19 protein-coding genes are annotated in these 14,394 nt (G+C 47.6%); 5 read left to right on the top strand and 14 right to left on the bottom strand.

Features of this window, described 5'->3' with window-relative positions; translation table 11 throughout:
• Positions 1 to 2 precede the first annotated feature (2 nt).
• Positions 3 to 1,181: a TIGR04053 family radical SAM/SPASM domain-containing protein gene (locus ARCVE_RS02325; RefSeq protein ID WP_013683175.1), complete on the top strand. Its 1,179-nt coding sequence runs from the start codon at positions 3 to 5 to the stop codon at positions 1,179 to 1,181.
• Here ARCVE_RS02325 and ARCVE_RS02320 read toward each other — a convergent pair.
• The gene (locus ARCVE_RS02320; protein WP_013683174.1) at positions 1,178 to 1,810 is read right to left on the bottom strand and encodes an RNA-binding protein; all 633 of its coding nucleotides are present in this window, start codon (positions 1,808 to 1,810) and stop codon (positions 1,178 to 1,180) included. The genes ARCVE_RS02325 and ARCVE_RS02320 overlap by 4 nt on opposite strands.
• Before the next feature lie 171 nt (positions 1,811 to 1,981).
• On the opposite strand from ARCVE_RS02320, the gene ARCVE_RS02315 reads away from it, so the two are divergent.
• Positions 1,982 to 3,223 (top strand): ATP-binding protein, encoded by a 1,242-nt coding sequence (locus ARCVE_RS02315; protein ID WP_083809308.1) that lies wholly within the window; start codon positions 1,982 to 1,984, stop codon positions 3,221 to 3,223.
• A 120-nt stretch (positions 3,224 to 3,343) separates the two neighbouring features.
• Here the strand turns inward: ARCVE_RS02315 and ARCVE_RS02310 are convergent, their stop codons facing one another.
• From ARCVE_RS02310 to ARCVE_RS02295, 4 genes are all read right to left on the bottom strand, one after another.
• On the bottom strand, positions 3,344 to 4,981 hold the full coding sequence (locus ARCVE_RS02310; RefSeq protein ID WP_013683172.1) for a multiheme c-type cytochrome: 1,638 nt from the start codon (positions 4,979 to 4,981) through the stop codon (positions 3,344 to 3,346).
• A gap of 135 nt (positions 4,982 to 5,116) precedes the next feature.
• A complete protein-coding gene (locus ARCVE_RS02305; protein ID WP_013683171.1) occupies positions 5,117 to 5,761 on the bottom strand; it encodes a DUF5591 domain-containing protein in 645 nt (214 codons plus the stop codon).
• Positions 5,748 to 6,182 carry a nucleoside 2-deoxyribosyltransferase gene (locus ARCVE_RS02300; protein WP_013683170.1) on the bottom strand — a complete coding sequence of 145 codons (435 nt, stop codon included), beginning with the start codon at positions 6,180 to 6,182 and terminating at the stop codon, positions 5,748 to 5,750. Before ARCVE_RS02300 ends, ARCVE_RS02305 begins: the two co-directional genes overlap by 14 nt.
• Positions 6,170 to 7,033 (bottom strand): hypothetical protein, encoded by an 864-nt coding sequence (locus tag ARCVE_RS02295; RefSeq protein ID WP_013683169.1) that lies wholly within the window; start codon positions 7,031 to 7,033, stop codon positions 6,170 to 6,172. Before ARCVE_RS02295 ends, ARCVE_RS02300 begins: the two co-directional genes overlap by 13 nt.
• 396 nt (positions 7,034 to 7,429) lie before the next feature.
• On the opposite strand from ARCVE_RS02295, the gene ARCVE_RS02290 reads away from it, so the two are divergent.
• Positions 7,430 to 7,723 carry a hypothetical protein gene (locus ARCVE_RS02290; protein ID WP_156785992.1) on the top strand — a complete coding sequence of 98 codons (294 nt, stop codon included), beginning with the start codon at positions 7,430 to 7,432 and terminating at the stop codon, positions 7,721 to 7,723.
• 67 nt (positions 7,724 to 7,790) lie between these two features.
• Here the strand turns inward: ARCVE_RS02290 and ARCVE_RS02285 are convergent, their stop codons facing one another.
• From ARCVE_RS02285 to rpl7ae, 9 genes are all read right to left on the bottom strand, one after another.
• On the bottom strand, positions 7,791 to 8,408 hold the full coding sequence (locus ARCVE_RS02285) for a methyltransferase domain-containing protein (RefSeq protein WP_013683167.1): 618 nt from the start codon (positions 8,406 to 8,408) through the stop codon (positions 7,791 to 7,793).
• Between the two features lie 2 nt (positions 8,409 to 8,410).
• The gene (locus tag ARCVE_RS02280; RefSeq protein WP_013683166.1) at positions 8,411 to 8,809 is read right to left on the bottom strand and encodes a 30S ribosomal protein S6e; all 399 of its coding nucleotides are present in this window, start codon (positions 8,807 to 8,809) and stop codon (positions 8,411 to 8,413) included.
• 74 nt (positions 8,810 to 8,883) lie between these two features.
• Complete coding sequence (locus ARCVE_RS02275; protein WP_013683165.1) at positions 8,884 to 9,420, bottom strand: hypothetical protein; 537 nt, start codon at positions 9,418 to 9,420, stop codon at positions 8,884 to 8,886.
• Positions 9,405 to 9,977 carry a phosphatase PAP2 family protein gene (locus tag ARCVE_RS10740; protein ID WP_052302951.1) on the bottom strand — a complete coding sequence of 191 codons (573 nt, stop codon included), beginning with the start codon at positions 9,975 to 9,977 and terminating at the stop codon, positions 9,405 to 9,407. The genes ARCVE_RS02275 and ARCVE_RS10740 overlap by 16 nt, the downstream gene beginning before the upstream one ends.
• A 35-nt stretch (positions 9,978 to 10,012) precedes the next feature.
• Entirely contained in the window at positions 10,013 to 11,779 is a 1,767-nt protein-coding gene (infB, locus tag ARCVE_RS02265) for a translation initiation factor IF-2 (protein ID WP_013683163.1), read from the bottom strand.
• Positions 11,780 to 11,819: 40 nt separating this feature from the next.
• Positions 11,820 to 12,269 (bottom strand): nucleoside-diphosphate kinase, encoded by a 450-nt coding sequence (gene ndk / locus ARCVE_RS02260; protein ID WP_013683162.1) that lies wholly within the window; start codon positions 12,267 to 12,269, stop codon positions 11,820 to 11,822.
• Between the two features lie 42 nt (positions 12,270 to 12,311).
• Positions 12,312 to 12,494, bottom strand: a complete 183-nt coding sequence (locus tag ARCVE_RS02255; protein ID WP_013683161.1) for a 50S ribosomal protein L24e — start codon at positions 12,492 to 12,494, stop codon at positions 12,312 to 12,314.
• 10 nt (positions 12,495 to 12,504) lie between these two features.
• Positions 12,505 to 12,720 (bottom strand): 30S ribosomal protein S28e, encoded by a 216-nt coding sequence (locus ARCVE_RS02250; RefSeq protein ID WP_013683160.1) that lies wholly within the window; start codon positions 12,718 to 12,720, stop codon positions 12,505 to 12,507.
• Positions 12,721 to 12,762: 42 nt separating this feature from the next.
• On the bottom strand, positions 12,763 to 13,122 hold the full coding sequence (rpl7ae, locus tag ARCVE_RS02245; protein WP_013683159.1) for a 50S ribosomal protein L7Ae: 360 nt from the start codon (positions 13,120 to 13,122) through the stop codon (positions 12,763 to 12,765).
• Positions 13,123 to 13,264: 142 nt separating this feature from the next.
• Between rpl7ae and ARCVE_RS02240 the strand changes: the two genes are divergently transcribed.
• Together ARCVE_RS02240 and ARCVE_RS02235 are read left to right on the top strand one after the other, a co-directional pair.
• A complete protein-coding gene (locus tag ARCVE_RS02240; RefSeq protein ID WP_013683158.1) occupies positions 13,265 to 13,681 on the top strand; it encodes a DUF134 domain-containing protein in 417 nt (138 codons plus the stop codon).
• A gap of 112 nt (positions 13,682 to 13,793) precedes the next feature.
• Entirely contained in the window at positions 13,794 to 14,393 is a 600-nt protein-coding gene (locus ARCVE_RS02235) for a phosphoribosyltransferase (RefSeq protein WP_013683157.1), read from the top strand.
• Position 14,394 lies beyond the last annotated feature (1 nt).

Below are 14,394 nucleotides of genomic sequence, written 5' to 3'. Positions count from 1 at the left end.
TTATGCATAACTTTGACATCAGGGAGAAGCCCTTCATAATATTCTGGGAGCTTACAAGAGCATGCATGCTTGCCTGCAAGCACTGCAGAGCGAGAGCACAGAAGGAAAGACACCCCAACGAACTGACGACCGAGGAAGCTTTCAACGTCATTGAGCAGATAACCGAGTTCGGAAAGCCTTACCCCCTTGTTGTCATAACCGGCGGCGATCCTCTGATGAGAGATGACGTCTTCGATATAGTCAGCAAAGCGACTTCGAAGGGCATAAGGACCGCCATAGCTTTCAGCGGAACCACACTTGCAACGAGAGAGAAACTCGAGAAGATGAAGGATGCAGGCATTGCGAGAATAGCCATAAGCCTCGACGGCAGCAGGGCAGAGATCCACGACTATTTCCGTGGAATAAGGGGGACATTTGAAACGAGCATGGAAATCTTGGACATGGCTAAGGAACTCGAAATTTCGAGGCAGATAAATACAACCGTCACAACTTTCAACATGTCAGATCTGCCAAAACTCGTAAAAATATGCATCGAAAAGGAGGTTGCACTCTGGGATGTTTTCTTTGTCGTTCCGACAGGGAGAGCCAAAGCAGAATACATGCCCACCGCCCAGCAATTTGAGGACATTCTCAACTGGCTTTACGATGTTGGCAAAGAAACCCCGCTCAACATTAAGAGCTCCGCTGCTACGCACCTGCGAAGGATCGAGTACATGAGGGACAAGGGCATCCAGCCGGAGTTTGGAGAACTTTACTACGAACTGAGGGCAAAACTTGACGAAATTGAGGATGAGCTGGGAATAGAAGGTAACAGCAAGCCCATAGTTGCAGGAGCCCACGGAAGGAGCCTTGCAGCAGACGGCATAAGAAGGATGATGGGCATAACAGATGGCAGAGGCATGTTCTTCATAAGCCACGTCGGCGAGGTATATCCCAGCGGCTTCCTGCCCATCGTTGCTGGGAATGTAAGAGAGACGAGTTTAAAGGAGATATACTCTAAATCGAAGATATTTCAGGACTTGAAAGATCCGGAAAAGCTGAAGGGGAAGTGTGGCAGATGTGAGTTCCGCTACCTCTGCGGGGGATCGAGGGCAAGAGCCTACGCAATGACTGGCGATTACCTTGCTGCAGAGCCGAGATGCATATACAAGCCTGGCAAATTCGAACTGATAAAGCCCTAAGAGAGGATGTTGAGGATTATCGCCTCAACCTCTCCTGCATCGAGTCCTCTTATCTCATCTATGCTCAACTCCCCTTTCTTTCCCAGATCTGCATCAACGAACATCCCCTCGCTTACAACATCGCCAAACCTTCTCGGCGGGAGATATGCTACAACCGCATACCTTCCCGGCTTAAACGCCTCGCTGTTCGTAACTACATCGAGCCTGAAGTTGCAATCAAATGTGCAGAGCCACAGGCCGCCAATCTCAACCCTGTTGGTTATCTCGCCGCTGAAGTATCTGATCGCTTCGTAAGCCCTGCTTATCTCGCCTCTCGTCATGAGTACTGGCAGGCTTTCAACGTATTCGAGCCAGTAGTTTGCCTGAACGTAGTTAAAATCCTTCTCTGCGTTTTTTATGGCATTCCTAATCTCCCAGGCCTTCTTTACGAGGTTTGAGAATTCAGAAAGCTGTGCAAGCTGTTCAGGAGGCATGTAAGAGTACTTGACTACCTGAACGTAGCTCTGCATTGTCTTCAGCTCTTTGAGGAATTCCTTGCGTCTCTGAACCTTGACGTTCTGCATGAGCTTCTCGAGTTCTGCAATTGCTTTTTCAGCCATCCTTATCCTGAAATCCTGCGAGGTGTCCATGTTTGGTTGTTGGCAAGGGGCTAAAAAAAGGTAGCGGGTTTTGTGTGCTGGATAGGAACTATACCGAAGCTCATCGACTATCCCTTTCGACAAGCAAAAGCGCTTGGTGTTATTGTATAGTACCGTCCAAGCAAACCTAAATCCTTATTAAAAAATAACATACTCTAAAGTATGATGCCTCAAAGTATGTTTGTAAACAGAACGTTTGAACTGGACTTTCTCAGGCAGAGATACGAATCCGGCAGAGCTGAGCTTATTGTCGTTTACGGAAGAAGGAGAGTAGGGAAAACGAGACTACTCCAGGAGTTCGTTAAGGATAAAAAGCACATTTATCTGATTGCAGACGTTTCCGAGAACATTCTGGATTCATTTTCCAGAGTTGTTTCGAGACAGTACCGCTTTGTCAGATTCGATAACTGGGATGACTTCTTTGAGTTTCTGAGCGCAGTAGATGAAAGAGTCGTGGTTGTTCTGGATGAGTTTCAGTACCTGTACAAGGTGGACAAAGCCTTCCCAACCATACTGCAGAGGTGGTGGGAAGTTCTCAGGAACTCGAAAATAATGATGATCCTCTGCGGCTCTACTATTTCGACTATTTACAAAATTTCTCTGGGCTATGGAAGTGCACTCTATGGCAGAAAAACAGCTGAACTGGAAGTAAAACCGTTGAAATTCGCAGATATAAAGGAGTTCTTTCCCAACTACTCCGCAAGGGAGCTCGTAGAAGTTTACGCAGTTCTTGGTGGAGTGCCAAGGTATCTGGAAGAGTTTGAAGACACGGACATCATGACAAACATAAAAAATAAGATTTTGAGCAGAACAAGCTTTCTTTACAACGAGCCGATGAATTTGCTTTTTGAGGAGTTCAAAGATTATTCCCGCTACTTTGCAATTCTTAACGCCATTGCAGAAGGGGCAACCAGATTTGGAGAAATTTCAGACAAGAGCAGAGTTCCACAGAACAAGCTTCCCAAGTATTTAATGACTCTGGAGCAAATTGGAATTATTAAAAGAACAATTCCTGTCACGGAAAAGAAGTCGAGAAGAGCAATATACAGAATTGCAGATAACTTCTACAGATTCTGGTTCAGATACGTGTATCCCAACAGGAGCTTTCTCGAGATGAATGAGATCGATTACGTTCTGGATCTTATAAAAGATCAGTTCAATGCTTTCGTGGGACAGGCTTTTGAAGACGTTGCAGCGGAGTTTTTGGTTTCCAGGTTAAGGTGTCCGGTGGGTAGGTGGTGGTATAAAGACGTTGAAATAGACCTTGTTGGGCTGGGAAAGGAAACGTACTTTTTTGAGGTGAAATGGAAAGACCTGAGTTATGGAGAAGCTGCGAGAATTCTGCGAGAATTGGAGGAAAAGCCGAAGAAGTTAGAGTTGGCGGGGAAAAGAAATATGGACTAATAGCGAGGAAGATTGATGGAAAAAAGAAGTTAATAGAGCTTGGTTATTTGATCTATGACCTGGAGGATATTACAGAGACTTAGGTGTTTCACTTCGACAAAAAAGTAAAAATTAGCAAAATTATTCTACGACAGCTTCGGCCGACGATACTGCTATTGTCTTTTCAACGCTGGCAAAATCTGCTAAAAACTTCTCCACATACTCCGTATCGTCTTTCTGCAGATCAGCGATAAAGGGATATGAAGCCGGCTGGTAGAGCAGTTCTGCATAAACCCTGTACGGGCCACTGCCCGATGTTTTCACGATGTATTTAACCTCGTCACCCCCTCTAACAAAGTTCAAGTCTTCCGCAGCCTTGCCGTGAACTGCTATATCCTCGCTTGCCGTTGTCTTGTCGAAGCCATAGGGTAGCAGTCTGTTGTCTTTGATGTACCTCGCTCCTTTCAGCAGCGTGTAGGTAACCTGCCCTTCCGTATCAACCATCACCGATTCGTACACCTCCACTTCATCGCTCCTCGTTATTACGTCGTAATGCTGCTCGTAACCCTTCCCTTCGTCCGAATCGCATCCAGAAATGCGGCCATCGCTGTCGGGTTTGCCGGACTCGAATACCACGTTTCCATCTTTATCAACAACCTTCAAATGTATCCATGCCCTTCTCGATGGAAAACCAGTCGGGAACTTGTGCCCGGCTTTGTTTTCAACCTTCACAATAACTTCTATCTCGTCTCCCTTTTTAGCTGCGCTCTCTATGGTAAGAGTGGCGGCAGTTCTCAACTGCTCCATCGTTCTTTCAGCTCCAGTGTAGCAGCCTAAAGCTTGAAGCATCGGTACGTTGCCTCCAGCAAAGTGGTGTTTGCCAAATGGTGACCTTTCGGGAAGCATATTTGGATTCATGGGCCGCGAAGATATCCTGACACCATCAGTTTTGGGCATATGACAATCCTGACAGCTCTTATTCACGCTGCTGTGAAGCAGCTCCAGGTAAGCAGTCTGTTCGGGGAAAACACCGGCAACACTACCGTTAGAGTCGAGGTAAGGCGTATAGAGCGTATGACACACAGCACACAGCTCCGACTCCTCGACATGGCTGCCAAATTCAGGTGTGTAGCCAACGTGGTTCTTCATCATCAGCGCCATTGCAGGCTCTTTAAAGGGGCCAAATATCGTTCTGTCGGGCTTTGGTGTTTCCGTGTCTATAACATAGCCACCGCTGAAACTCTCTTCCTTACCAAAATTCACATCCTGAATCTGGTGGCAGAGTGTGCACGACACACCATCCATCGCAATTTCGTGCAGCTCGCCATCCTTAAGAAATCCGTCCAGAACAGCAATTGTTTTCCCGTCAACCTTTGCCTGAACCTTCGCCATGGGCATATGGCATGCTGCACACTTCTCCTCAATCACTTCTCTCAGATGTGGATTCCTGCTCACCTCCGAGCTCACCTTCGCCTGCCAGAGTGCGTCCCTTGCGCTGTTTGACATCATGGTTTGGCTCCAGTCATTGACTATGGATACATCGTTTCCATCTCTGTCCACCAATCCATTGTGGCAGAACTCGCAGTTGCCCGATGCTGCGAATAAAGAGGTGGTTGCAGTCGAGAGCGTTCTTTCCTCGGCTTTTTCATAAAGTGTTTCCCTTTCAATGGGCTTCACAGTTGGTTTTACTGTTTCCGCCTTCCCAACAGGTTCTGGCTTTTCAGCACATGCGGCCATTAAGAGTGCAAGAATCAGTACGAGAACCGGTATGAGGCGCATACTATTTTTTATTTGCTACTTCCAACATAAATCTTTCTTGTGTTTGTAAACACACACTAAACATTCAACTGGTGAGAGTATAGAAGTATGTCAGAATAAGCTGGGAAAATAGAAGTTGATGACGTATCTCAGCAATCATAAGGTCAGCGCATCCAGCAAACTCCTCCAGACGTCAGGATGAGTGTAAATCAAATCCGTATTTTCTTCGTAGCTCACGTCAATGTCTGGTTCAAAATCCGGAACAAATACATCAACATGCATCTTCTCCACTATCCTTCTGTAACCGGAGTTGGGTGTTGCAAAGCAAATAACTCGTTCAAAGTGGTTGTTTCTCTTCTGCCATGCTTTTGCCACATCAGCAAGCCTACTCCACACCTTTTCAGCTATCTCATCACTCCATTTGTAGCCATAGCGCTCAATCCACGGAAAGAATGGTGCATCATAGATCAGATTGTGCCCCCTCCAGCGGAAGTCCCAGTATTCCCTCGGCTCTAAAGCGAGAGGCTCGGAAACGGAAACAAGATAAAGGTCATACGTTTTCTCAAGCTCAAGAAGTCTGCAATGCAGTTCATCGCGAGGGGGATCATAGGGCTTTTTAGCCGTGCAGGGAACGAGCAAAAGTACCTCCCTTTTCGGAGCCACATGCTCATTGGCAATGAACTCCAGCCAGCTCTTAACCGGCTCCTCCTCCAGAATTCTGAGAACGTCTTCTGGCGAAGGAAGGAAAAGCTTTGGATTCAATCCGGGATTGAGTTTTAACGCTTGTTCAAGGCTTAACATCTCTTAAGGCCTCCAACAGCCTCCCTTTCAGCTCTTCAAACGTTGAAGCCTTTATCAGCCTTACGGCAACTTCAATCATGAGATTTAGCCCCTCTATAGATGAGAATGTCCTGTAATCCGTCTTTATCCCTATAATGGGCTTTCCCATTGCGTACGCGTAGCCGAGCTCGAAGGCTGTCCCGGAATCTATGCACTCGCCGTCGAGGACTGCGACAACCGCGTCGCAGCCCTTCAACGCAGATAGATCCATCTCAAAAATTCTCCTCTTCTCTTCCTCGCTTCCGTCAGATATGAACGGGTTTTCCTGAGCCATCCATACCTCAAACCCGTTATCTCTGAGAAACTCGGCAACCTTTATATTGAACTCCCTCTCCGCCTCACAGAAGAAGGGGGCTGCGAGAAATACCTTCAATCCTGCCATAACACCACTCTACCTCTCCTCCTTACCATACCCACTTCCTCGAGAGCCTTTATAATGTCTTCAGTAATTCCCTCCGCCTCAATTGCTACATCAATAGCTTCCCCCTCTATAAACCCCTTTTCGAGGTCTTTGAGTGCATCGATATCAGTCTTAGGGTTCTCAGACAAGAAGGACATAAAGCTCTCGATCATACTCGCAATGGAGGCAAGAAGAATAAACTCATCCCAGTACTGAATCTTAAAGTCCTCGTCGAAGTTTACGTTACCTGCGACGCTTACAGCATCCACGTACACCTCCCAAGCCTTGAACAGTTCAAGCTCGTACAGTGTTCTCGCCCCATCTTTGTACTCCTCAAGCTCAATTATAAGCTCCGGATCTTCGGGCAGCTTGCCCTCAACGAACTCCCCGATCTCTATTCCGTTCATCTCGAGCATATCGTATATCTCGAGTATGAGGTTGCGCTCCTCCCAGAGACCGTCCGCAAACTCGGCAGGATCTATACCTGCTTCTCTGAGCCTACTCAGGTCTACCTCGCTCCCCACAAGCTCGATGCACTTCTTTACGAGAGCATGCCTTTCAGGATTAACCTCAGAGAGAAACCTTTCCTCAAATTCCTTGATTGGGAGAGGTTTAGTGAGTATTTTCCTGAGTATTTCAATATACTTTTCCCACTTCTCAACTTCCTTAAAGCCGTAATTCTTTAATTCGCTGAATTTGCCCTTTAAGTAATACCTCTCCTTCAGGTTCCAGTCGATAAACGGCTTTACATCACACCTGATCTTCGCCTTTCTCAGATGAGAAACGATCTCCATTGCATCATCATGATCGTACTTGCCGAGGCGTACCCACATAATGTTAGATTTTTACTGCAAGTATTTACTATTACCGATATTGTCTCCACTGCTGTAGATTTCACAATATAAATCATTACATTTTGCAATCACTTACATTTTTTCGTCATTCATACAGATATTATTATACATATTTCTTAAAATTGCATTCTAATATTTAATCCACGGAAGACTACAATCAACTCAGTAGTAAACTCTATTGAGAAATTATAGAATAGATCAGTAAGAAGATTAAAAAATCCAGAAAATATCTGACTCCCATTTTCGTCTACGAGTATTACAAAAAGAACTTAGGTGGAGTTGAAGATTATGTTAATTATAGAATGCGTCCGATGCAAACATTTTTATCCTACCAGGAGTGGGGAGTGAGTAGCAAGATAAAGGAGAGTGGAAAATTTGCAGCTTATTGCGGAAAGCATACGGTTTTCGAACCCCGTACCGAGCCCGGGTGAGAAGGTTAGAATAGAGGCAAAGATTTCGAACGCAGACGAGGAGCCGTGTAGCTTCGTAGCTGTCTTCTACTGGGCCCCCGAAATAATAATGTCTCCCCAGCAGGCGGCCATGTACGCAACACCGGAGTACGAGATACACAGACAGGACGTGGAGCTGAGGGGCAGAGAAAGCATCTCAATATCCTTCGAGTGGGAGGCAAAGGAAGGTTTTAAGTGCGTGTTCTTCTACGCAAAATAGATTCATTAAATTATTCTTAATATTTTGCCTAACTTAATTATTTTTAGCATTTCAGGGAGACAACAAATCAGGGCACCTTCCCCGAAATAATCACCACAAGCTTGCTCCAGAAAAAGTATGGTCCCATCTCCACATATCTAATATCCTCAAGCCCGGCTTTGTTGAACCAAGCAACACATTGCTGGGTTGAGGGGAAAAGCATTATGGATTCGGCAAATTTTCTCGCGAGAAAGCTGTCGGGCTTGCGGGGAGCAAGTATGACTATTCTACCCCCGCTCTTGGTAACTCTTGCCATCTCCTCAATTCCCTTCTGAGGATTCGGCCAGTACTCTATGCTTCCAGCCGAAATTGCTGCATCGAAGCAGCCATCTCTGAAAGGCAGATTTTCCGCATCTCCTCTCAGAAAAGTCGCACTGGGGAATCTCGCAACTGCTTTTTCCATCTGCTCCGGAGTCAAATCGACTGCTACAACGTTCTCTTCTCCAACTCTCCTCACGATTTCAGCAGTCGTAAAGCCCGTTCCGCAACCAACCTCAAGAACAGTATCGCCGGAGTGGACTTCGGCCATGTCAACGACGGTCTTTCGCATCTCGTCGGAGTAGAAGAAGGGGTTAACTCGATCGTAAATCTTCGAAAAGTACTTATAAAAAATCCTCGCCCTCTTCTTGTCCTCAAGGACGCCCATGGTTATTCCTTGCTTTCCTCAGTCTTCTTGAAGAACTCTTCAAGGGGCACCTTGCCGTGGGTAACAACTTTCATGTTTATCTGGACAATGTCCCTGCTGATCACTCTGCCCCTGACGAGCTTCCTCCTTCTCAGACCCTTCTCCTTTGGTCTGAATCCAACTCCACCGGAAAGGAGGATTTTCTTCCTTCCACTTCCAGGGATGTCAGGGCGTATCGGCACGCCATCTCTGTCACTTCCGCCCGTTATCTGCAGTTCGTAGTCCGGCGGAAGTTCAACCAATGTACCGTTGACCACGTCACCTACCTGCTTTCCTATGAGCTTGTTAGCATTTGCTCCACTCACGACCTTCTGATAAGCCTTTCCGGTTGCAGGATCCGAAATGACGACCTTGAACTCCATTGCTACCACCTTTTCAGCGCCAGCCCAAAGGATTTATAAAGCTATTGGGTACTGCCCTGCTGCGCAGGAGTGACTCAGTCAATCCGATCAAGCAACTCGTTCAGAACTTCCCTGTCTCTCCTCCATACCTTCTTTATCCCGTAATCCCTTCTGAGTCTTAAGGGAACGCAGCAACACGTGCAGCAGTTGCAGATTGCATAAACCTCACCCCTGCACTTCACGAGGCTTTGAACGAGCCCTCTTCTGCTGCACTCGTCGATTATCTTCTTCGCTTCCTCCTTGCTTATCTCCTCGTACTCCTCCCTTCTAACCTCGGTAAAAACGGCGTAGCCCACTCCAATGACTATGTCCGTCCTTATCGGGTTATCGCAATTCCTGAAGACCTTTCTGCACTTGCAGTCCCCAACAGCGATGCTCGTTGCCGAATCTATAACCTTCTTTGCCTCCTCCGGAGTTAGAATCCAGGCAGCATGCTGGGTCACTGCATACCAGTTCATCAGAGCCCTTACAAGCCGTCCAACAACTGGCAGCCTCGTGAACTTCGCCCCAAGCATGTAAAACCTGATTACAAGCTCCTGATTCGCGGAATAAAACCTCAGCACGTGGTGCATGATCCCGCCCGGTAGCACCTCACACCCACGAGCATCATCGAGATGCCGAGAATTAACCCGGCAACACTCTGCAGAACCGTGTGAGCGCCAACGACAGGCCTGTTGAGCACCATAATTGCTGGAATTACGTAAAGGATTGCGAGGCGCCTGTCCAACGCAGTGAGATAGGTAACTGGAGCGGCCGTGAACGTTACATGTCCTGAGATGTTCCAGATGTAGGAAATAGCTGTGTAGGGTACTGACACTGCAATCAGGCCAAGAGCTCCGCAGATGACTTCTCTGCCGTATCCGAGCTTTCTCCAGAGAGCAACGGAAAGTGTTAGGCCAAGCATCATGCCCGCTATTGCGGAAAAGTCTTCAAGGTACTGCGGAAAGCTCGAAGAATGTGCGTAAACCTGCTGCAGGAGGAAATCCATTGTTTCTATGCCGATAGCGTAGCATGCGGAGATTACGGCGAGTCTTCCGAAAAGGTGTCGGGAATCATGGGAGGAATTTTTCCAGTCGTAAAAGACAATTAAAACGGCTGAAAGCAACAGGAAATACTTTGGGTTGAACACATCCTGATAAATTAACATTAGCTGATAAAACAGGCTCATTTGCCCCAGAACGGGTTTTCCTTTCTTTTTATCTCGAGGAACTCCTTAAACGCCTTCTTAGCCTCTTCGCTGAGTGTGTCCATCAAATCCCTTTCCAGAATCTTGGCATGTCTCTCCGGCACGTCAACGTAAAGCACTTCGTCACCTTCAAGGTGTCTGCCTATCGTCACTCCATCGATGGCGACTGCGAGTTCTTCTCCTTCTTTGGCCACGCTGACGTTTTCTCCTTCCTTCTGCATGCTTCTAACGACACCAGCCGGGCTTCCGTCGGGCTTTATCAGGCGGACGTCCTTTCTGAGCTCACCTGCGAGAATCTTTACTCCAACTACCGCCGGCTTGCTCCGCCTGAAAATGAACTCCTTGAGGAGCTTGATCTTCGCGGGCTTGACGAGTGCTTCAATCTTCTGCCTCTCCCTCGCAAGTTTTTCCTCCTCTCTCCACTGCTTAACCTTGTCGAGCAGAGTGTAAATTATATCCTCCTTGAATATTCTGACACCATACTTTGCCGCTTCTTCTTCAACACCCGGTAGTAGCTTTACGTTGAACGCAAGAATTACGCGATTAAGTTCGTCTCTGTTTGCCGAAGCTTCAACGACATCCCTCTTGTCAACGTCTCCAACCTCTGCCTTCTTTATTGGTATTTCAATCTCCTTAAGCTCGTTAATTAAAGCCTCAAGAGAACCAAGTGTGTCTGTTTTAAGCACGACGCCCTCTTCGTCGGTCTGTATGCTTATCTCCTCGTACTCTTTCTTTACTCTCTCTCTGAAGTTCTTTATGTCCTCCTCGCTCTCAACTGCCTCGAACTCGCTGCCAGCAAGAACGCCCTCAAGGTTCGGAGCTACGAGTTTGACTCCTGCAGCGGCCGTAACGCTCTTCACACTCTGAAACTTGCTCTCAACACGCATCTCTTTGGCAGGCCTCGGCTTGAGGATTCCCTTAACGTGCGTAACGATTACGTCGTCCTTTCCGGCTATGGCGATTGTGTCTCCAACCTTCAGCGTCCCGTCGTAAAGTATGACGTCGCACGTTATGCCGAGTCCTTTCTCCTCCTTCACCTCGAGAATTGTTCCTTTCGCCTTCCCCTCAACTTGGAGGCGCAAGTTCTCTTCGAGGTATTTCTGAGCCAAACCGACAAGAATCATTAGCAGCTCAGGAATGCCTTCTCCGGTAATAGCCGAAATCGGAACTATGGCAACAGTCCTCGTGAAATCCTTTATTCTGTCGAATCGATCTGCAGAAAAGCCGAAACGGTACAGATCTCCTATCAGCTCGTATATTTTATTCTCAAGTTTCTGCTTCGTAAAATCATCCTGCTGGGCCCAGGACTTGAGGAAAGGAGCATATTCACTACTCTGCCATCCAGGGATGCGGTCTATTTTGTTAGCTGCAACAACAAAGGGTGTCTTGAATGTTCTTAGAATAGATACTGCTTCTTCCGTCTGGGGCTTGAATCCCTCGTTTACGTCAACTATGAGGATTGCGAGGTCAGCGAGAGCCCCGCCCCTCCTTCTGAGATTTGTGAAGGCCTTGTGGCCAGGAGTATCAATAAAAAGAAGGCCAGGAATCGTTACCTTTACGTTCCAGATGTCCTTGCATATCTGCTTTATCAGATCGATTGGGATCTCCGTTGCACCTATGTGCTGGGTGATACCTCCAGCTTCCTTAGCAGTTACTCTCGTTCTTCGGATTTTGTCAAGTAACGTAGTCTTTCCGTGGTCTACGTGACCGAGCACTGAGACTATTGGTGTTCGGAGCTGTTTCATGGTCTGCTATACCTATATCCGCTATACCTGTTATACTTTGCTACTCGTAAAGCCACTCTTCACCGGATTTGGAGTAGTCTATCAGCTCCTCTGCGTCGAAGAAAAGGGAAATCTCCCTCTCCGCAGACTTCAACGAGTCCGACGCGTGCACGACGTTTCTGCCTATGTCGAGGCCGAAGTCGCCCCTTATTGTCCCCGGCGAAGCTTCTACAGGGTTCGTCGCTCCAACGAGAGTCCTGACAACCTTAACTGCGTCCTTGCCCTCAACAACCATAGCCACGACAGGGCCGGAGGTTATGTAGTCAACGAGGCTCTGGAAGAACGGCTTTTCTGCGTGCTCTGCGTAGTGTTCCATGGCAAGCTCTTCCTGAATCCACATCATTTTGAGTCCGACGATCTTCAGGCCCTTGCGTTCGAGTCTGCTTATTACCTCGCCAACCAGTCCTCTCTGCACGCCGTCGGGCTTGACCATTACGAACGTGCGTTCCATATATGACACCCCTGTCCACTTTTTTACTGCTACACTAACTAACTACTGCTTCTTCTGGTAAAACTTCGTCCACTTGAGCTTTCTCGGGTTTCTGCCCAGCTTCAGCATGTTCTTCTCGCACTTGTTGGAGCAGAAGTAGAGAACCCTGCCGTCCCTTCTGACGTACATTTTGCCGGTGCCTATTTCAATCTCTTCACCGCAGAAAGAGCAGATTTTTTTCTCCATGATCCCACCTTTATCTCACCAAGAGCTTCTTGGCTTCCCTTGCAGTCTCCTTAATCATGAGCACGTCTCCTACCCTCACCGGCCCGAAGACGTTTCTCGTGATAATCCTACCCTTGTTCTCGCCAGCGAGTACCCTGACTTTGACCTGCGTTGCTTCGCCATGCATTCCAGTCCTGCCTATAATTTCTATAACCTCTGCAGGCTGGATGTCTTCCTCTTCCGCCATAAACATCACCTACTTCGTAAATTTACGACGTTATTCTTCAATTTATTTCTTCAATCCTTCAAGCTTGCTAACGATCTGCGAGAGTTCCTTCTTCGCTTCTCCCTCGTTTATGATTGCCGCTGCGGAACAGTCAACCTCAATTCCGACAGCCTGGCCAAGGGTGCTCTTGCTGTTGATGTAAATGTATGGTACGTTCTTCTCCTCGCAGAGCAGTGGCAGATGTGCTACGATTTCCGGCGGGTCAACGTCTGTGGCTATGTATACAAGCTTCGCCATACCTCGTTCCACTGCTTTTGTCGTCTCGTTTGTCCCTTTTTTCACTTTCCCCGTCTCCCTCACCTTTTCAAGCAAGGAGAGAGCTTCATTCTGCAAATCCTCAGGAACCTCAAACCTCACGTACATCTTTACACCTCCTTCCTTGCGTCATCACTCATCGGCTTCACACATCAAGGCGGTTACGTTTTAAATCTTTTGGTGAGCCGAGGGCAGAGTATATATTTGTAGCGGAGGAAAAGGTTATCTTCGAGAAATCTTACTTCTGTTTGTGCCCCGGAGAAAAAAGTGCAGAAAAGTCTTTCTCGAACTGCCAGCCTGTGAGGGAACAGTAGAGTTTACTCCGGATGAACTCGAAGCTCTGAGGCTTGCGGACATCGAAGGTCTGACGCAGATAGAGGCAGCGGAGCTAATGGGCGTGTCGCAGCCAACGTTCCACCGAATTCTCAAAGAGGCGAGGAGGAAGGCCAGTATGGCCGTTCTTGGTAGAGCGGACGTGAGGATAGTGGGAGGAGAAAACGTCATGCGCATTTTCCGCTGCTTCAACTGCGGTCATGAATGGGGTGAGCCCTTCGGAACAGGCAGACCAGAAAACTGTCCCGAGTGCGGGAGCGCGAACATACACAGAGGTGTGTGCCGGGGCAGGGGAAGAGGTGGCAGAAGGGGTAAAGGTAACTGCGGAAGATAATCGTTACGGATGATAGTTACGGATTTGCATGTTCCTGAGACTGGCGATAGAAGTGATAAAAAGTGATAAATCCTGGAGTAAAATGTTTAAAACGACAGGATAACGGCATGGCATGGGTATAACCACAGTGCTGCTCACATGGGATCACGTTTACAGGCTGTGTCTCAAGCTCGCTGGGGACATAAGGAAATCAGGATTCTCGCCAGAAGCGATTGTAGCCGTTGGCAGGGGAGGATGGGTGCCGGCGAGGATTTTGAGCGATACTCTTGACATTAGAAACCTCTACAGCGTAAAGGCGGAGCACTGGGACGTTGCGGAAAAAAGAGAAGATGCAGTGATTACACAACCTCTGAACGCTGACATCTCTGGTATGAACGTGCTCGTTGTGGATGACGTTACGGACACGGGCAAGACCATGGATGTTGTGGTTCAGCACGTAAAGGAGCTTGGAGCTAATGAAACCAAGACTGCTGTGCTTCATCACAAAAATACCTCCTCGTTCAGGCCAGATTTTGCAGCAGAAATTCTCGACGAGTGGATATGGATTGTATACCCTTGGGGCGTTTTTGAAACGATTCTTGGATTTCTGCCCAAAATACCCGCATCAAACGTTGAAGAAATTAGGGAACATCTCAAAATCAACTTCAATCTCGATGTTGATCCAGAAATTATCAACAGAGCGCTTGAAATCTATAGCGAGACGAGGGGTTAGC

Origin of the sequence: Archaeoglobus veneficus SNP6 (assembly GCF_000194625.1) — an archaeon.
Classification (GTDB): domain Archaea; phylum Halobacteriota; class Archaeoglobi; order Archaeoglobales; family Archaeoglobaceae; genus Archaeoglobus_C; species Archaeoglobus_C veneficus.
The sequence above is the reverse complement of the archived record's forward strand: the minus strand, read 5'-3'. Positions and strand labels throughout refer to the sequence as shown.